At 66.8% G+C, this 17,221-nt stretch carries 15 protein-coding genes; 2 read left to right on the forward strand and 13 right to left on the reverse strand.

Annotated features, from left to right (window positions below):
* Nucleotides 1-3: 3 nt before the first annotated feature.
* The 3 genes from G5V65_RS05550 to G5V65_RS05560 are packed head-to-tail and all read right to left on the reverse strand — an operon-like array spanning nucleotide 4 to nucleotide 3,548.
* Complete coding sequence (locus G5V65_RS05550) at nucleotides 4-1,782, reverse strand: SLC13 family permease (RefSeq protein ID WP_165047719.1); 1,779 nt, start codon at nucleotides 1,780-1,782, stop codon at nucleotides 4-6.
* Nucleotides 1,783-1,812: 30 nt separating this feature from the next.
* Nucleotides 1,813-2,739 carry an EamA family transporter gene (locus G5V65_RS05555; protein ID WP_165047721.1) on the reverse strand — a complete coding sequence of 309 codons (927 nt, stop codon included), beginning with the start codon at nucleotides 2,737-2,739 and terminating at the stop codon, nucleotides 1,813-1,815.
* Entirely contained in the window at nucleotides 2,736-3,548 is an 813-nt protein-coding gene (locus tag G5V65_RS05560) for a TIGR00282 family metallophosphoesterase (protein WP_165047723.1), read from the reverse strand. The genes G5V65_RS05555 and G5V65_RS05560 overlap by 4 nt, the downstream gene beginning before the upstream one ends.
* Before the next feature lie 392 nt (nucleotides 3,549-3,940).
* Here G5V65_RS05560 and G5V65_RS05565 point away from each other — a divergent pair, with 392 nt between their 5' ends.
* Both G5V65_RS05565 and pdeM read left to right on the forward strand, forming a co-directional pair.
* Nucleotides 3,941-6,334, forward strand: coding sequence for a ligase-associated DNA damage response DEXH box helicase (locus G5V65_RS05565; RefSeq protein WP_165047725.1), 2,394 nt, complete (start codon nucleotides 3,941-3,943; stop codon nucleotides 6,332-6,334).
* A 39-nt stretch (nucleotides 6,335-6,373) separates the two neighbouring features.
* Complete coding sequence (gene pdeM / locus G5V65_RS05570; protein WP_165047727.1) at nucleotides 6,374-7,015, forward strand: ligase-associated DNA damage response endonuclease PdeM; 642 nt, start codon at nucleotides 6,374-6,376, stop codon at nucleotides 7,013-7,015.
* A 156-nt stretch (nucleotides 7,016-7,171) separates the two neighbouring features.
* Here the strand turns inward: pdeM and folD are convergent, their stop codons facing one another.
* From folD to pal, 10 genes are all read right to left on the reverse strand, one after another.
* A complete protein-coding gene (folD, locus tag G5V65_RS05575) occupies nucleotides 7,172-8,062 on the reverse strand; it encodes a bifunctional methylenetetrahydrofolate dehydrogenase/methenyltetrahydrofolate cyclohydrolase FolD (protein ID WP_165047730.1) in 891 nt (296 codons plus the stop codon).
* Between the two features lie 21 nt (nucleotides 8,063-8,083).
* The gene (locus tag G5V65_RS05580; protein WP_165047732.1) at nucleotides 8,084-8,962 is read right to left on the reverse strand and encodes a bifunctional 5,10-methylenetetrahydrofolate dehydrogenase/5,10-methenyltetrahydrofolate cyclohydrolase; all 879 of its coding nucleotides are present in this window, start codon (nucleotides 8,960-8,962) and stop codon (nucleotides 8,084-8,086) included.
* Between the two features lie 35 nt (nucleotides 8,963-8,997).
* Nucleotides 8,998-9,294 (reverse strand): chorismate mutase, encoded by a 297-nt coding sequence (locus G5V65_RS05585; RefSeq protein WP_165047734.1) that lies wholly within the window; start codon nucleotides 9,292-9,294, stop codon nucleotides 8,998-9,000.
* Nucleotides 9,295-9,363: 69 nt separating this feature from the next.
* Nucleotides 9,364-11,040, reverse strand: a complete 1,677-nt coding sequence (locus tag G5V65_RS05590) for a formate--tetrahydrofolate ligase (protein ID WP_165047736.1) — start codon at nucleotides 11,038-11,040, stop codon at nucleotides 9,364-9,366.
* 180 nt (nucleotides 11,041-11,220) lie between these two features.
* The gene (locus tag G5V65_RS05595) at nucleotides 11,221-11,820 is read right to left on the reverse strand and encodes an MOSC domain-containing protein (RefSeq protein ID WP_165047738.1); all 600 of its coding nucleotides are present in this window, start codon (nucleotides 11,818-11,820) and stop codon (nucleotides 11,221-11,223) included.
* Complete coding sequence (locus G5V65_RS05600) at nucleotides 11,820-12,533, reverse strand: methyltransferase domain-containing protein (protein WP_241250459.1); 714 nt, start codon at nucleotides 12,531-12,533, stop codon at nucleotides 11,820-11,822. The genes G5V65_RS05595 and G5V65_RS05600 overlap by 1 nt, the downstream gene beginning before the upstream one ends.
* A gap of 62 nt (nucleotides 12,534-12,595) precedes the next feature.
* Entirely contained in the window at nucleotides 12,596-14,506 is a 1,911-nt protein-coding gene (ftsH, locus tag G5V65_RS05605) for an ATP-dependent zinc metalloprotease FtsH (RefSeq protein ID WP_165047741.1), read from the reverse strand.
* Nucleotides 14,507-14,586: 80 nt separating this feature from the next.
* Nucleotides 14,587-15,867 carry a tRNA lysidine(34) synthetase TilS gene (tilS, locus tag G5V65_RS05610; protein WP_394352230.1) on the reverse strand — a complete coding sequence of 427 codons (1,281 nt, stop codon included), beginning with the start codon at nucleotides 15,865-15,867 and terminating at the stop codon, nucleotides 14,587-14,589.
* On the reverse strand, nucleotides 15,813-16,655 hold the full coding sequence (ybgF, locus tag G5V65_RS05615) for a tol-pal system protein YbgF (RefSeq protein WP_165047743.1): 843 nt from the start codon (nucleotides 16,653-16,655) through the stop codon (nucleotides 15,813-15,815). The genes tilS and ybgF overlap by 55 nt, the downstream gene beginning before the upstream one ends.
* 4 nt (nucleotides 16,656-16,659) lie before the next feature.
* On the reverse strand, nucleotides 16,660-17,190 hold the full coding sequence (pal, locus tag G5V65_RS05620) for a peptidoglycan-associated lipoprotein Pal (RefSeq protein WP_165047745.1): 531 nt from the start codon (nucleotides 17,188-17,190) through the stop codon (nucleotides 16,660-16,662).
* Nucleotides 17,191-17,221: the final 31 nt, after the last annotated feature.

Here is a 17,221-nt window from a genome sequence, read left to right on the forward strand (position 1 = left end):
CTCCTACAAGGGCCAGATCACCGGGATCAGCGCCGAAGCCACCAATCCCGTCAGGATATTCAACGGTATCCCCACCCGCATGTAATCCGAAAAGCGATAGCCCCCCGGACCATAGACCATCATGTTCGTCTGATACCCCACCGGCGTCGCAAAGGCGACCGAGGCCGAGAACATCACCGCCACGACAAAGGGCCGCGCATCCACGCCCAGCGTCTGCGCCAACTCGATCACGATGGGCGTATAGATCACCGCCACCGCATTGTTCGACAGGAACTCCGTCAGCGCCAGCCCCAGGAAATAGACGCACAGGATCATCAGGAAGGGCGACATCCCCAGCATCAAGGGCGCCACCGCCTCCACGATCAGTTCCACCGCCCCCGCATGTTCCAGCCCCTGCCCCACCGCCAGCATCGCAAAGATCATCGCGATCAGGCGGCCATCGACAAAGCTGAAGGCCTCCTCGGCATCCACGCAGCGCGTGATCAGGATCACCGCCACCGCGACCAGCCCCAGCGCCAGGATCGGCGCCACATCCAGCGCCGACAGCAGCACGATCCCCGCCAGCGCGGCAATCGCGATGGGGGCCTTGCCACGCCGGAACGGCTTGATCGACGGGCGGCTGATATCCACCAGATCCATATCCGCCGCCAGCCGCTGGATATCCTCCACCGCGCCTTCCAAGAGCAGCGTATCCCCCACCCGCACCGTCAGGTCATCCAGCTGCCGCCCGATATTCTGGTTGCGCCGATGCGCCGCCAGCACATAGACGCCGTATCGCCGCCGCAGCCGCAACTCGCCCAGCCGCCGCCCCTCCATCCGGCAGCCGGGCGAAATCAGCACCTCCACCGTCTCGGTCCGGGTCGAAGAAAGCTTGTCCACCAGATGCAGGTCCTTGCGGTTCTGCAGGCCCAGAAGTTCCGTCATCTCCGTCCGCAGCACCACCCGGTCCCCGGCCTCAAGCTTCACCGGCGCCAGGTCCCGCCGCAGCGAGGCATCGCCGCGCAACACGTCGATCAGCCGCACCCCGTCGCGCTTGAACAGGTCGATCTCCAGCACCGCCTGCCCGATCAGCGGGCTGTCCTCGGGCACGGCAACTTCCGTGAAATACTTCATCTTGCGCCGGTCGCTCAGCAGCACGCCCATGCTCTGCCGCACCGGCAGCAGCTTGTCCGCCGTCAGCGCCAGAAAGGCCCCGCCGATCACCGTGATCGCAATCCCCAAAGGCGCGATTTCAAAGATGGTGAAATGCGCAAGCCCGCTCTCCGCCGCCACCCCATCCACCAGCAGGTTGGTCGAGGTGCCGATCAGCGTGATCATCCCCCCCATCACCGTGACATAGGACAAGGGGATCAACAGCTTCGAGGGCGCGGTCCCCATCTTCACCGCCATCTGCATCACCACGGGGATCATCACCGCCACCAGCGGCGTGTTGTTCATGAACCCCGACGCCACCGCGATGAACCCGAACAGCACGACGATCGTCCGCTTCGGCCTGTCCCCCACCTGCCGCTCGGCCGCGCGGATCACCATCTCCACCGCGCCCGTCCGGACCAGCCCCCCCATCACCAGGAACATCAGCACGATGGTCCAGGGCGCGGCATTCGACAGCACCGCCACGCCCTCGCGCACCGGCAGGATCCCCAGCACCAGCATCAGCGCGGCCCCGCCCAGCGCCGTCACCTCCACCGGATAGACCTCGCGCACGAACAGCGCGAACATCCCCAGCAGGATCGCGATCGCCACCCAGGGTTGCCATTCCGCCGCCAGTTCCAGTCCGAACATACCGCCCCCTCGCACCAAACGCGCGGTCCGTCAGGCGGCGGGCACATCCCCCCGCGCCGAGCGTGCGCGCGGGCTGACCAATGCCACACCGGACAGAAGCAAAACAAGCGAAAGCCAGAGAGAAGGAGGAAATCTCTCTCCCAGGATCACCATTGCCCAGAAAATTCCCGCCCCCGTCACGATATAGGAACATTGTGAGGCGAACACCGCCCCCGCCCGGAACGCAAGCCACACATAGGCCGCATAGACCAGCGCATGCAGCGCTGATGATGCCGCCAGCGCCACCTCCGCCCGGCCGAATCCGGCGAAGGGATCGAAGAACTGCCCCGTCAGCAGCGCCACGGGCAGGCACAGCACCATGCCCGTGACCGATGCCCCGAACATCGCCTGCACCGGGTCCATCCCCGCCGTGCCATTGCGCGCCACGTAAAGCCCCTCCAGCGCATAGCAAAGCGGCCCGACCAGGGCGACGGGCAGGAAGGCCGCCATTGCCGGATCGGGCAGCGCCGCCCCGGGGGCCGCCAGCAACCCCACCGCCATCAGCCCCAGGCACAGCCCCGCCAGCCGCGCCCAGCTGAACCGCTCCATCCCCAGCAGCAGCGCGATGGGAAAGGCGATCATCGGCACCGCCGAAATCAGGATCGACATGATCCCCGATGGCAGCCGTGCGATCGAGAGATAGAAGGTCGCATTCGGGATCAGCGTGCCCAGCGCCGCCACGACGACATAGAACCGCAGCGCCGGGCGGGTGAAGACCAGCCCCCGCCCCCGCGGCAGGCAGATCGCCCCCAGCACCCCGGTGCAGACCACCAACTGCCAGAAGATCAGCCCGAAAGGCCCATGCCCCGTCGATGTCGCGATCTTGCCCAGCGGCTGGGTCAGCCCCCAGCCAAGGCCCAGCAGCAGCAGAACCCCCACCAGAAACCAGCGCTGACCGCCCGCGGAAAGGGCTGTCACGGCGCGCTCTCCTGCAACCGCCCGCCCTGCCGCACCGGCACCACCCTCAGCGCCTTGCCTGTCCGGTCATCGGTCTCGACAAAGACACCCGACAGCGTGGCCTCGCCCGCCGCCGGCTCGAACCGCCCCTTGGCCATGCCGGTGACGAAACGGCGCAAGGGCTCCAGCTTCTCCATCCCGATGACGCTGTCATAGTCGCCGCACATGCCCGCATCCGAAAGATAGGCCGTGCCCCCCTTCAGGATCATCGCATCCGCCGTCGGCACATGGGTATGCGTGCCCACCACCAGCGACGCCTGCCCGTCGCACCAATGCCCCATGCCCATCTTCTCGGAGGTCGCCTCGCAATGCATATCGACCACTGCCGCCTGTACCGCCGCCCCCAGGGCATGGGTCTTCAACACCGCCTCGATGGCCGAGAAGGGATCGTCAAAGGGCCGTTTCATGAAGACCTGCCCCAGAACCTGCGCCACCAGAACCTTGCGCCCCTGCGTCGCGGTGAAGACGCGAAACCCCTTGCCCGGCGCCACCTTGGAAAAATTCAGCGGCCGGATGATCCGCGGCTCCGTCTCGATGAAGGACAGCATGTCCTTCTGGTCAAAGGCATGATCGCCCAGCGTGATGCAATCCGCCCCCGCCGCCAGAATGGCCCGGGCATGATCCGGCGTCAGCCCCGCCCCGCTCGAGGCGTTCTCGCCATTCACCACCACGAAATCGAGCGCCCAGTCCGTCCGCAAAGCGGGCAGCCGCGCGGTGATCGCCGCCCGTCCCGCCCGCCCCATGACATCGCCAAGAAAAAGGATCCGCATGTCCCCGCCCTACGTCACGCCGGGCATGGCGGCAATCCCGTTCCCGACCCGTGCCGTCGCAAAACCCCACCGCAGCATAAAACCCGCCCTCGCCCCTTCACCCTGGCCCAAATACCCGAATTCCCACGCCAGCCACCCCCACCCCGGTCGCCTTCCGGCGCCCTCCCCTCCCCCGCCTGCGGGGGAGGGGCCGGGGGGGGGGGCGTTTCCCCACAGGCACGCCCTGTGCAATGGCGCACCCTGACCGCGAAAACGCCGCTCCAGCCTATCGCTTCTTGTATGCACCGCTGTCTGCACCAGGCGCTGCACTGCAGGGCTGAACGGGCATTTTCGCCCAACCTCCTGAAATCAGACCCCTTCCCCCACCCCACCCCACACTCTACCTTCCCCCCATGCACCTCCCCGCCCCCCTCACCGACTGGCTCGCGAAAAAAGGCTGGACCCTCCACCCCCACCAGCAGCAAATGCTGGACCGCGCCGCCACCCCCGCCACCCTCCTCATCGCCCCCACAGGCGGCGGCAAGACGCTGGCAGGCTTCCTCCCCACCCTCGCCGAACTGGGCACCACCCCGCCCCCTGGCCTTCACACCCTCTACATCTCCCCCCTCAAGGCCCTCACCGCCGACATCCGCCGCAACCTCCGCACCCCCGTCGAAGGCGCCTCCCTCCCCATCCGCATCGAAGACCGCACGGGCGACACCTCCTATACCCAGCGTCGCCGCCAACGCGCCGACCCGCCGCATATCCTGCTCACCACACCGGAATCCCTCGCCCTCCTCCTCTCCTACGAAGACGCGCCAAAAATCTTCCAATCCCTCCAACGGGTTGTGATCGACGAACTCCACGCACTCGCCGAATCCAAACGCGGCGACCAGCTCATGCTGCTCCTCTCCCGCCTCGAATCCCTAAGCCCAAACCTCCGCCGCGTCGGCCTCTCCGCCACCGTCGAAGACCCGCCCGCGCTGGCCCGCTACCTCTCGCCAACCGCCTGCGACATCCTGCAAGCCGACCCCGGCCCCGACCCCGACATCGCCATGCTGGAAACCGAAGCCCCCCCACCGTGGTCCGGGGGCGGCGGCCGCTACGCCATGCGCGCGATCCTCGACGAAGTCCGCCGCCACCGCACGACCCTCATCTTCCACAACACCCGCGCGCAGGCGGAACTCTTCTTTCACGACCTCTGGCTACAGAACGACGAAGGGCTGCCCATCGGCATCCACCACGGCTCCCTCGCCCGCGAACAGCGTGAACGGGTAGAGGCCGCGATGGCCGCCGGACAACTCCGCGCCGTAGTCTGCACAGGCTCACTCGACCTCGGCATCGACTGGGGCGACGTGGACCTCGTCATCCAGGTCGGCGCGCCCAAGAACGTCAAACGCCTCGTGCAAAGGATCGGCCGCGCCAACCACCGCTACAACGCCCCCTCCAAGGCCTTGATATTGCCCGCAAACCGCTTCGAAGTGGTCGAATGCCGCGCCGCCCTCGACGCCGTCCGCGACCATACGCTCGACGGCGAACCCCGCGGCCCCGGCCCGCGCGACGTGCTCTGCCAGCACATCCTGATGACCGCCGCCTCCGGCCCCTTCGACGCTAACGATCTGTTTACCGAAGTTAAGAGAACCGGCCCCTACACGACCCTCACCCGCCCCGAATTCGACGCCTGCCTCGACTTCTGCGCCACGGGTGGCTACGCCCTCCGCGCCTATGACAAGTGGCAGAGATTGCTGGAAAAAAACGGCAGATGGCAACTGCGCGACCCCCGCAACGCCGCCGTCATCCGCCAGAACCTCGGCACCATCATCGACACCGAGACGCTCAAAGTAAGGTTAAGAAACCGCCTCGGCGGCACGCCCCTCGGCGAAGTCGAGGAAGGCTTCGCCTCCACCCTCACCCCCGGCGACACCTTCCTCATCGGCGGCGAAATCGTCCGCTACGAAGGCCTGCGGGAAATGACCGTCGAAGTCACCCGCCAACCGGGCCGCGACCCCAAAGTCGCCACCTTCAACGGCACCAAATTCGCCACCTCCACGCTGCTCACCCAGCGAATCCTCGAAATCTTCCAAGCAGATAGCTGGCCCGACCTCCCCGCCCACACCGCCCAATGGCTGGCGCTCCAACGCGACGTCTCGCGCCTGCCGCAACCCGACCGCCTGCTGGTGGAAAGCTTCCCCCATGACGGCCGCGAACATCTCTGCATCTACGGCTTCGCGGGTCGCAACGCGATGCAGACCCTCGCCCTCCTCGTCACCAAAGTGATGGAAGATCAAGGCCTTGCCCCCTTGGGCTTCACCGCCACCGACTACGCGACGCTCATCTGGTGCCTCGACCCCGTCACCGACGCCGCCCCCCTCTTCGACCTCGACCGCCTCCGCGAAGGCCTCGAAACATGGCTCGGCGGCAATGCCGTGATGAAACGCACCTTCCGCGCCACCGCCATCATCGCAGGCCTGATCGAACGATCCCACCAAGGCCGACGGAAAACAGGCCGCCAAGCCACCTTCTCCTCCGACATCCTCTACGACACGCTGCGAAAATACGACCCCGACCACCTGCTGCTGCAAGTCACCCGCGAAGAGGCCGAACGCGGCCTTGTCGACTTCTCCCGCATCGAAGACATGCTCGCCCGCGTCGGCAACCGCATCGACCTGATCCGCCTGCCCCGCGTCACCCCCCTCGCCGCGCCCCTCTTCCTCGAACCGAACAAGATCCCCATCCATGGCACAGGCCGCGAACGCATGGTCGAAGACGCCGCCCGTCGGCTGATGGAGGAAGCAGGCCTCGCCTGACCCTTGCACCCCCTGCCTGACAAGGGCTAACCACGCCCCATGCACCACGCCTTCACCCTTGCCGGAGAAATGCTCCACGCCCTCCCCTCCGGCGCGCTTTTCTGGCCCGCCCAATCGCTCCTCTGCGTCTCGGACCTGCATTTCGGCAAATCCGAACGCCTCGCCCGCCGCGGCGGATCGCTCCTGCCGCCCTATGAAACCCGCGCCACGCTGGAAAAACTCGAGGCCGATATCGACCGCACCTCGCCCGCCCGCGTGATCTGCCTCGGCGACAGCTTCGACGACCTCGCCGCCGCCGACGGGCTGGAGGAAGCGGCGCGTTTGCGCCTCGCCCGCCTGATGGCGGGGCGCGACTGGACATGGATCGAAGGCAACCACGACGCAGGCCCGGTGGAGATCGGCGGCACCCACCGCGCCACCGTGACGCTTCGCCCCCTGACCTTCCGCCACATCGCGGACCCCTCGCAAAGCGCCGAGATATCAGGCCATTACCACCCCAAGGCCCGCCTGAAAGGCACCGCCCGCCCCTGCTTCCTGCTGGACGCGCAACGCCTGATCCTGCCCGCCTACGGCACCTATACGGGCGGCCTGCCCACCCACGACAGCGCCCTGCAATCCCTCATGCAAAAGGGCGCGCTGGCCATCCTCACCGGCCCGCGCGCCCTTCCCATTCCCTTCTGAAACCCCGTCCCGGGCTTGACCCGGGACCTCCCCCAACACCCGCGCCGCCCGCCTGAAAAGAGAGGCCCCGGGTCAAGCCCGGGGCGCGTCGTCACCATGCGCCGTAGGGCGGGGTTCACCCCGCCATCCGTCGCGAAAGGCGGGGTGAACCCCGCCCTACGCCGTCAACCCCTCCGGCTCGGCCAGTCCGTTCGCCCGGCAGCAGGCCGTCAGCGTATTGGCCAGCAGGCACGCAATCGTCATCGGCCCCACGCCGCCCGGAACCGGCGTGATCGCCCCTGCCACCGCTGCCGCGCTGTCGTAATGCACATCACCCACCAGCTTCGCCTTGCCGTCCCGCTCGATCCGGTTGATCCCCACGTCGATCACCGTCGCCCCCGGCTTCACCATATCGCCCGTGATCATCTCGGGCCGCCCCACGGCAGCGACCAGGATATCCGCCCGCTTGCACACCTCCGCCAGATCCTTGGTCCGGCTGTGCGCAATCGTCACCGTGCAGCTATCGCCCAGCAAGAGCTGCGCCATCGGCTTGCCCACGATGTTCGACCGCCCCACGACCACGGCGTTCAACCCCGCGAGCTTCCCGTGATGATCCCGCAGCATCATCAGGCACCCAAGCGGCGTGCAGGGCACCATCGACTTCTGCCCCGTCCCTAGCAGGCCAACGTTCGAGATATGGAACCCGTCCACATCCTTGGCAGGCGAAATCCGGTTGATCACCAGCTCGGAATTCAGATGCCCGGGCAGCGGCAATTGCACCAGAATGCCATGCACCGCCGGATCGGCATTCAGCCTGTCGATCAGCGCCAGCAACTCCGCCTCGCCCGTCTCCGCTGGCAGGCGATGTTCGAAACTCTCCATCCCCACCTCGATGGTCGAGGCATGCTTGTTGCGCACATAGACCTTCGACGCGGGGTCTTCCCCCACCAGCACCACGGCCAGCCCCGGCGTGATGCCGTTCTGCTCCTTCAGCCGCGCCACATGCGCCGCCACCTGCGCGCGCACATTGGCGGCGAATGCCTTCCCGTCGATCACCTTGGCAACCATGTCCCGTTCCCCTCTGTTATCTCAGACCGCCGCGGCAAAGGCCGCGCGGTAATGATCCTTCTGCATCCGTGTCGCCAGCACCGCGTTCTTCATCAGAACCGCTACCGTCACCGGCCCGACGCCACCGGGCACCGGGGTGATCCACCCCGCCACCTCGGCACAGCTTGCATAATCCGCGTCGCCGACCGTGCGCCCCTCGACCCGGTTGATCCCGATGTCGATCAGCGCCGCGCCCGGCTTCAGCATGTTCCCCGTCACCAGCCCCGGCTTGCCCACGGCCACGAAGACCGCATCCGCCGCGCGGCTATGCACCGCCACCTGCCGCGTCATGTGGTGGCAGACCGTGACGGTCGCCCCCAGCCCCATCATCAGAAAGGCGATGGGCTTTCCCACGATCTCGGAATGACCGATCACGCAGACATCCAGCCCTTCCATCTTCAACGGCAGGCTCTTCAATATCTCCACCGCCGCGACCGCCGTGCAGGGGCCCAGCGTCAGGTCGTTATAGACGATGTTCCCGATGGAGGAGGGATGCATCCCCTCCACATCCTTGATCGGATGCACCGCCTTCTGCAGCGCCTTCACGGGGATATGCGCGGGCAGGGGCCGCTGGATGATGATCCCGTTCACCCGCGGATCGGCATTCAGCCCCGCCAGCACGCCCGTCAACTGCTCCAGAGAAATCGTCTCGGGATAGTTCCGCGCCTCGAAGGCCACGCCCGCCGCTTCGGCCTGGCGCTGCTGGTTGCGCACGTAAAGCTCCGCCGCCGCCACATCGCCCACCGAGATCGACACCAGCCGCGGCGCCCAGCCCGCAGCCTCAAGCTCGCCCGCCTCGGCCCGGATCTCGGCCATCATCCGCGCCGCTATGCCCTTGCCGTCGATCACCGTGGCCGTCATCCGCCTTCGCCCTTCCGCATCGGTCAGGCCCTGCGTCAGCCCTTCCGCAAATGGTCTTCCTCGCGCTCGATCGACCAGTCGATCAGCTTGCGCCACAGCTTTTCCAGCTTGTCTGGCGGCAAGCCCTGCGCCTCTGCATGACGCCGCACATTGGCCACGACCTGCTCCACCCGATCGTCGATCCGCGCGGGCAGGCCCACCTGTTCCTTGATCGCGGCGGCACGGTCGATATAGGCGGTCCGCTCTGCGAACATCGCCACCAGCGCCTCGTCCAGCCGATCAATCTCGGCCCGGATATCGGCCATCGTCATGCAGTCTTCCGGCCTCTTCATGCCTCGCCCCCTTTCAGGATGGCCCCCATGTAAGGGGGCCAGCCCGAAAGGGCAACGCGACAGATCGCTTTAGAACAGGCCCTCGACATGGCCCGCGTCGTTCAGCCGGATCACTTCCGCCGACGGCACCTTGGGCAGGCCCGGCATCGTCATGATCTCGCCGCAGATCGCGACGATGAAGCCCGCACCCGCCGACAGCCGCACTTCCCGCACCGGCACCGAATGGCCCGTGGGCGCACCGCGCACCGACGGATCGGTGGTGAAGGAATACTGGGTCTTGGCCACGCAGATCGGCAGGTTGCCGTAACCCGCCGCTTCCCAGGCCTTCAGCTGATCACGGATCGACTTGTCGGCGATCACCTCATCCGCGTGATAGATGCGCTTGGCGATGGTCTCCAGCTTCTGGAACAGCGGCATGTCATCGGGATAGAGCGGCGCAAAATTCGCAGCCCCCGATTCCGCCAGCTGCACCACCTTATGCGCCAGATCCTCGATCCCCGCCGAGCCATTCGCCCAGTGCTTGCACAGGATCGCCTCTGCGCCCTGTTCGGCCACATAGGCCTTCACGGCGGCCACTTCGGCATCGGTGTCGCTGTAGAAGTGGTTTATCGCCACGACCACCGGCACGCCAAAGCTCTTCACGTTGGCGATATGGCGGCCAAGGTTCGGGCAGCCCTTCTTGACCGCATCGACATTCTCGGTCCCCAGATCGGCCTTCGCCACGCCCCCGTTCATCTTCATCGCGCGGACCGTGGCCACGATCACCGCCGCCGACGGCTTCAGCCCGGCCTTGCGGCACTTGATGTCGAAGAACTTCTCGGCGCCAAGGTCCGCCCCGAAACCGGCTTCGGTCACGACATATTCACCCAGCTTCAGCGCCGTCTTGGTCGCGATGACCGAGTTGCAGCCATGCGCGATATTCGCGAACGGGCCGCCATGCACGAAGGCCGGGTTGTTCTCCAGCGTCTGCACGAGGTTCGGCTGCATCGCATCCTTCAGCAGGACGGTCATCGCGCCATCGGCCTTGATGTCGCGGCAATAGACCGGCTTCTTGTCGCGGGTATAGGCGACCACGATATCGCCAAGCCGCTTCTGCAGGTCTTCAAGGTCATTGGACAGGCACAGGATCGCCATGACTTCCGACGCCACGGTGATGTCGAACCCGGTCTGGCGCGGGAAGCCGTTGGCCACGCCGCCAAGGCTCACCACGATATCGCGCAGCGCGCGGTCGTTCATGTCCATCACGCGGCGCCAGGCCACGCGGCGCTCGTCGATGTCCAGGCTGTTGCCCCAGTAGATGTGGTTGTCGATCATCGCCGACAGCAGGTTGTGCGCAGAGGTGATCGCGTGGAAGTCGCCGGTGAAGTGAAGGTTCATCTCCTCCATCGGCACGACCTGCGCGTAACCGCCGCCCGCAGCACCCCCCTTCATCCCGAAATTCGGGCCGAGGCTGGCCTCACGGATGCAGATCACCGCCTTCTTGCCGATGCGGTTCAGCCCGTCGCCCAGACCGACCGTGGTGGTCGTCTTGCCTTCGCCCGCCGGTGTCGGGTTGATCGCGGTCACAAGGATCAGCTTGCCGTCCTTCTTGCCGGAAAGCGATTTGATGAACTCCTGGCTCACCTTCGCCTTGTCATGGCCGTAGGGCAGCAGATGCTCCGACGGGATGCCAAGTTTCGAACCGATCTCCATGATCGGCTTCTTCTTGGCTTCGCGTGCAATTTCGATGTCGGTTTTGAAGGCCATGTCCCAGCTCCCGTTGCGGGGTTCTTCCCCGTTCATGACCTGATACCGACATGCAAGCCCGTTGAGAGTGGCTTTTCCGACCTTTTCGGCCCCAGATTCGCCAGCCTGCGTTTCCTATCGGAAATAATCGAACACTGCTGGGAAACTTGCCTCTGACAGTCGCCTTTTTCCGACACGCGATCACGCCCGCCGGGCTGTCTCCAGATGCGCCCAGACCGGCTGATCGGGGATATGCAGGCGGATGGATTCGCCCAGGGCAAAGCTGCCTTCGCGCTCTACCCAGGCGGTGATCCCGCGCCGCCCCGCCGCCGCGGCCTTGAACTTGCCGCCGAAACCGGGATGGCGCGCCTCGATGGGGCGGGCGGGCAGGTGGCAGGGCCGGTTCTCGATATCCACCACCAGCGTCGCGCCGCCTTCGGCCTGCAACCGGCTGCCCGGCGGCAGATGGCTGAAATCGGGGATGCCCTCGATCACCATGCTGGCCCCGACCAGCGCCGGATCCAGCCGCTCCAGCCCCATCTTCGCCGCGATGGCCACCAGATCCTCGGCCGCCAGCACCGAGAACTGCCGCGTGTTCCGGATCGTCGTTCCCTTGGGATATTGCGCCACCACCCGGCTGCAAGAGGGGCGCGTCAGCCCGCCATGCGCCTCGCCCTCGGGTCCGGCAAAGCTGGCCGCCATGCGCTCGACCGGCTCGGCCTCCAGCGCGGCATCACGGTCGCGGACAAGACCCAGCCAGGTGATGCGGCCAGTGAATGCAGTCGGCTTCAGGACAGTCATCAGACACCCAGGATCAGAAAGACGCGGCGGAAGGGAAACAGCACCGATCCATCCTGCTGCAACGGATAGGCCGCAGCAAGCGCCTCGTCATAGGCCGCCACAAAGCGCGCCAACTCTGCCGCATCCAGCCGCGCCGCGAAGGGGCGCATCACCGTGCTTTCCGTGAACCGCCGCACCGGATGGCCCTGCTCCGCCGGATCCAGCCGCTGCACATAGTCCGTCTCCCAGGCCGTCACCTGCCCCAGGGGCGCCAGCATCGCCCAATAGGCCTGCGCCCGGTCAACCGGCGGGCGCCACTGGCTGAAATCGAAGCGGTCGGGAAACATCCCCTGCGCAATATCGCGCAGAAAGCGGTGGGACGGCGCGTTGAACTGCCGCGGCATCTGGATCGCCAGCACCCCCCCGGGAACCAGACACCCCGCCAGCCGCGGCATCAGCCCGGCATGATCCCCCAGCCATTGCAGCACGGCATTGGAAAAGATCAGCGCCACAGGCGCCTCGGGCTGCCAGGTCGCGATATCGGCCCCCTGCAGCGCATCATAGCCCCGCGCCTGTTCCAGCATCGCGGGCGAGGCATCCACCCCCACCAGCCGCCGCTCGGGGAAGCGCGCGCGCAAGGCCCGCGCCGCCGCCCCGTCGCCGCAGCCCAGATCCACCACCGCGCCCTCCGGCAGGTCCGGCACCTGCGCCAGCAGGTCCAGCGCAGGCCGCAAACGAAGACCCCGGAACCGTCCATAGGTTCCGGGGTCCCAATCTGTTCCGCCCAGGGCCAAGGTCAGACCACCGGCTCGGGCTCCGGCCCGGCCTTCGGTGTCTTGGGCTTGGTCTTCGGGATCGCCGCGATAGACGTGGTCCCGCCGCCCGAGGCCGGCTTGTCCGCATCGTCATCGCCACCCAGGGGCTCACCGGCGATCACCTTGCGGATCTCGTCGCCGGTCAGCGTCTCGTATTCCAGCAGGCCCTTCGCCAGACGTTCGAAATCATCGGCCTTCTCGATCAGGATGCGACGGGCGGTTTCATAGCCCTCGTCGATCAGGGTCTTCACCTCGTCCTCGATCAGCTCCTTGGTATGGGCCGAAACCGAGAAGCCCGCCGTATTCCCCTGATACCCCTCATGCGCCTCGGCATAGTCGATATTGCCGACCTTGTCCGACATGCCCCAGCGCATCACCATCGCGCGGGCCAGCGACGACGCCTGCTGGATATCCCCCGCAGGGCCAGAGGACACGCCCTCTTCGCCATATTTGATGATCTCGGCCGCCTTGCCCGCCATCGTCATGGCGATCTTCTGCTTGCCCTCATCCTTGTGCATGTTCAGCCGATCCATCTCGGGCAGGCTGACAACCATCCCCAAGGCACCGCCACGCGGGATGATCGTGGCCTTATAGACCGGATCACACTTCGGCATGTTCATGCCCACGATGGCGTGACCGGCCTCGTGATAGGCGGTCTTTTCCTTCTGGTCGGGCGTCAGCACCATGCTGCGACGCTCGGCCCCCATCATCACCTTGTCCTTCGCGTTCTCGAAGTCCTCCATCGTGACGAACCGCCGCCCGACGCGCGCCGCCATCAGCGCCGCCTCGTTCACAAGGTTCATCAGATCGGCCCCCGAAAAGCCCGGCGTGCCCCGCGCGATCGTCCGCAGGTCCACATCCGGCCCCAGCGGCACCTTGCGCGCATGCACGCCAAGAATCTTCTCGCGCCCCTTGATATCCGGGTTCGGCACATGGATCTGACGGTCGAAACGACCGGGACGCAGCAGCGCGGGGTCCAGCACGTCCTTGCGGTTGGTGGCTGCAACGATGATCACACCCTCATTCGCCTCGAACCCGTCCATCTCGACCAGCAGCTGGTTCAGCGTCTGCTCGCGCTCGTCATTCCCGCCACCGATGCCCACGCCACGCGCACGGCCCACGGCGTCGATCTCGTCGATAAACACGATACAGGGCGCGTTCTTCTTCGCCTGTTCGAACATGTCACGCACGCGGGATGCACCCACCCCCACGAACATCTCGACAAAGTCGGAACCCGAGATGGTGAAGAACGGCACCCCCGCCTCGCCCGCAATCGCCCGCGCGAGCAAGGTCTTACCTGTCCCCGGAGGCCCCACCAGCAGCGCCCCCTTCGGGATCTTGCCGCCAAGACGGCTGAACTTCTGCGGGTTGCGCAGGAATTCCACGATCTCTTCCAGCTCTTCCTTGGCCTCGTCGATCCCCGCCACGTCGTCAAACGTCACGCGGCCATGCTTTTCCGTCAAAAGCTTCGCCCGGGATTTGCCAAAGCCCATCGCGCCCCCGCGCCCGCCGCCCTGCATCCGGTTCATGAAGAAGATCCAGACCCCGATCAGCACAAGGAAGGGCAGCCAGATGCCCAGCACGGACATGAAGCCCGATTGCTCCTGCGCCTCGGCCTTCACGTCCACGCCCTTGGCGATCAGGCGGTCGGTCAGGGTTTCGCCATCGGGCTTGATCGTCACATATTGCGATCCGTCCCGCGCCCGCACCAGAACCCGCTCGCCATCCAGCGTCACGCTCTGCACCTCGCCGCCATCGACGCGGCTGATGAATTCCGAATAGGACAATGTCCGCGACGAACTGGTCGACTGGTTGCCGCTGAACAGGTTGAACAGGGCCAGGATCAGCAGAAACAGAACGACCCAGAATGCGATGTTTCGTGCATTACCCACGAAGTCTCTCCTCATACCGCCGCAAGGCCAATAACGGCCCGCGACCCTTTGTTCTTAAGATAGACATAAACCCCGGCTGTTCAATGCGATAAAGGTGCCGCAGAAAGCGGCCCCGTGGGCCCCGCGCAACTCAGCACCCATCCGCCCCCGAATCCGGCCAGCGGTGCCGCGACCAGCCGCTCCCCCTGCCACAGCGCCGGGCTGGCCAGAAGGCTTGCCCGCGGCACGGCGGCAGAGCGCCAGTCGGGGCACAGGCCAAGCCCCGCCTCCCCCAAGGCGCGCAGGGTCAAGCCCTTGGAGTCCGGGCCGGAAATCCGCCACCTGCCATCCCATGCCTCGCCTGCCGGCACCTCCAGCGCGGCCACCGCGCGCAATTCCCGGGTCAGCCGCATCCGCCCCCGCGCATGGCTGCTGCGGCACCCGGCCAGCGTGGCCGGACGCCCGGCAAGGGCTGCGGCAATGAAGCGCTCCATCTCGGCGCCGCGCGGGCCATATTCCGCGGATGCGATCCACATCACCGCCGCCCGCAAGAGCCGCCTTCGGATCTCCGCAGGCAGCGCGGCAAGGCCTGCCGTCTCAAGGATGACATCGCCCCCGTCGATCCGCGCCATCCGCGCCGCGGCATCGGCTGTCACCGCCTCCAGCGCCGCGCGCACATCGGCCATCCGCCCGGCCAGGGCCGCGATCTGATCCGCCCCCGCACCGACCTCGGCCATCGCCTGCACCGCCCGCCGTGCCCGGACGCGATCAAAGCGCGCATCCTCGTTCGACGGATCCTCCACCCAGGGCAGCCCGCGATCCAGCAGCCAGCGGCGCAGTTCCGCCCGCGCCACCCCCAGCAGCGGCCGCAGAAAGACCACCCCCGCGATCTCGCGCCGGGCGGCCATGGCGGCCAAGCCGTCCACCCCCGCATCGCGCGCCAGGCGCATCAGGAAGGTTTCCGCGACATCATCCCTTGTATGACCCAGCGCGACACAGCCGATCCCATGGCCCTTCGCCCAATCCGACAGCAGGCCCGTCCGCGCCCGCCGCGCCGCATCCTGCAGATTGCCTGTTCCGCCCCAGGACCAGGTCAGCGTGTCATGCGCCACCCCCAGATCGGCACAGATGCCCGCCACCATGGCGGCCTCTGCCGCCGCCTCCGGGCGCAGGCCATGGTCCACCGTGGCCACGCGCGGCCGCAGCCCCGCCTCTACCGCCAGATAGAGCAGCGCCAGCGAATCCCCGCCACCGGATACAGCCAGACCCAGCGCCTCCTTCGCGGCCGGGCCAAGGCCCCGGCGGAAGATATCGGCAACGTCCCGGGTCAGAGACAGCCAAGCCCCTGCATCGCCTGCGCGGCATTCGCCGCCTCGGCCGATCCGGGGAACCGCGTTCCCACTTCCTGCAGCGTGACACAGGCTTCGGGCGTCTGGCCCAAGGCCCCCAGCGCCTGCCCCAGCTTCAACAGCGCGGGCGCCGCCTGCGGCCCCGAAGGCTGGCCCGAGAAGGCCTCGAGATAGCTGCGCGCCGCTCCCGCCGTATCGCCCGACTGGCCCAGCGCCTCGCCGCGCAGGAAATGGGCCTCCTGCGTCAGGGGGCCACCCGGGTAGGATTGGGTAAAGGCCGCAAAGAGGTCTGCAGCGGCGCGAAAGTCACCCTGACCGAGCACCTCCTTGGCCCGGTCGAAATCCGCCTGTTCGCCAACTGCCAGTTCCGGCGCGGCCGTCGTTCCGGCGGCGGCCGGATCCGGGGTCACGCCGGGCGTGGGGGCAACCGCGCCGCCCCCACCTGCCGCCCCGCCCAGCGGGGCCGTATCGCCAAGCGCCGCGATATCGCAGCCCTCTTCCAGTTCGCACAGCCGGAATTCCAGATCGCCGATCCGGTTCGTGCCGTCCGAGACGACACGATTGACCTTCAGTTCCACCTCTTCCGTCTTTGCCGTCAGCCGCGCAAGCGCCGCCTCGATGGCATCCATCCGCTGCAGGGCATCACCCCCCGCAACCCCGGTCGCCGCAGCGCCCGAGGTGACAAGCTCGGATTTCAGGCTGTTGAATTCGGCCTGAAGCTGCCCGATCTCGGCCCGGATGTCGGCCAGCGTCTGCGCGTCCTGCGCAAAGGACGCCACCGGCAGGAAGGCCGCAAGGGCCACAAGGCGGAACATCCGCATCGGATCAGGCCCCCGCACCCATCGACAGCACGGTCACGGCCCGGCGGTTCTTGGCATAGCATTCCTCGCTCGAGCAAACCTCGATCGGGCGCTCCTTGCCATAGGGGATCGTCTTCATCCGCGCGGCGGCCACGCCCTGCGAAATCAGGAAATCCTGCACCGAAGCCGCGCGCCGCGCGCTCAGCGCGATGTTGTATTCCCGCGTGCCCTGCTCATCGGCATGGCCTTCGATGATGATGGCATAATCTGGGTTGGAGTTCAGCCACTGCGCCTGCCCCTGCAGCACCATCCGCGCCTCGGGCGACAGGGTCGACTGGTCCACCGCGAACAGCACGCGGTCGCCCACGGCCTGGTTGAAATAGGCGATGGAGCGGGGATCGTTCGGATCGCCCAGACCGGATGTCCCGATGCCGCCGGCACCGAAACCGCCGGCACCATCGGCACCGGCCCCGCCCGCGCCAAAGCGGTCAGGGTTGTTGCAGGCCGCCAGGCCAAGCACGGCGACAATCATAAGGGCCTTGGGGAAAAGCGTCATGGAGGGGTTCCTTTTGGTGTTCTTGGCTCGA

It is taken from the genome of Paragemmobacter kunshanensis (assembly GCF_011059185.1).
Lineage (GTDB): Bacteria > Pseudomonadota > Alphaproteobacteria > Rhodobacterales > Rhodobacteraceae > Paragemmobacter > Paragemmobacter kunshanensis.

What these genes read in the sequence shown, in the direction of transcription:
- G5V65_RS05585 (WP_165047734.1), bottom strand. Translation starts at nt 9,294, where the DNA reads ATGAAGAGGCCGGAAGACTGCATGACGATGGCCGATATCCGGGCCGAG.
- ybgF (WP_165047743.1), bottom strand. Translation starts at nt 16,655, where the DNA reads ATGCGGATGTTCCGCCTTGTGGCCCTTGCGGCCTTCCTGCCGGTGGCG.
- folD (WP_165047730.1), bottom strand. Translation starts at nt 8,062, where the DNA reads ATGGTTGCCAAGGTGATCGACGGGAAGGCATTCGCCGCCAATGTGCGC.
- pdeM (WP_165047727.1), top strand. Translation starts at nt 6,374, where the DNA reads ATGCACCACGCCTTCACCCTTGCCGGAGAAATGCTCCACGCCCTCCCC.
- G5V65_RS05550 (WP_165047719.1), bottom strand. Translation starts at nt 1,782, where the DNA reads ATGTTCGGACTGGAACTGGCGGCGGAATGGCAACCCTGGGTGGCGATC.
- G5V65_RS05590 (WP_165047736.1), bottom strand. Translation starts at nt 11,040, where the DNA reads ATGGCCTTCAAAACCGACATCGAAATTGCACGCGAAGCCAAGAAGAAG.
- G5V65_RS05595 (WP_165047738.1), bottom strand. Translation starts at nt 11,820, where the DNA reads ATGACTGTCCTGAAGCCGACTGCATTCACTGGCCGCATCACCTGGCTG.
- G5V65_RS05560 (WP_165047723.1), bottom strand. Translation starts at nt 3,548, where the DNA reads ATGCGGATCCTTTTTCTTGGCGATGTCATGGGGCGGGCGGGACGGGCG.
- pal (WP_165047745.1), bottom strand. Translation starts at nt 17,190, where the DNA reads ATGACGCTTTTCCCCAAGGCCCTTATGATTGTCGCCGTGCTTGGCCTG.
- G5V65_RS05580 (WP_165047732.1), bottom strand. Translation starts at nt 8,962, where the DNA reads ATGACGGCCACGGTGATCGACGGCAAGGGCATAGCGGCGCGGATGATG.
- G5V65_RS05565 (WP_165047725.1), top strand. Translation starts at nt 3,941, where the DNA reads ATGCACCTCCCCGCCCCCCTCACCGACTGGCTCGCGAAAAAAGGCTGG.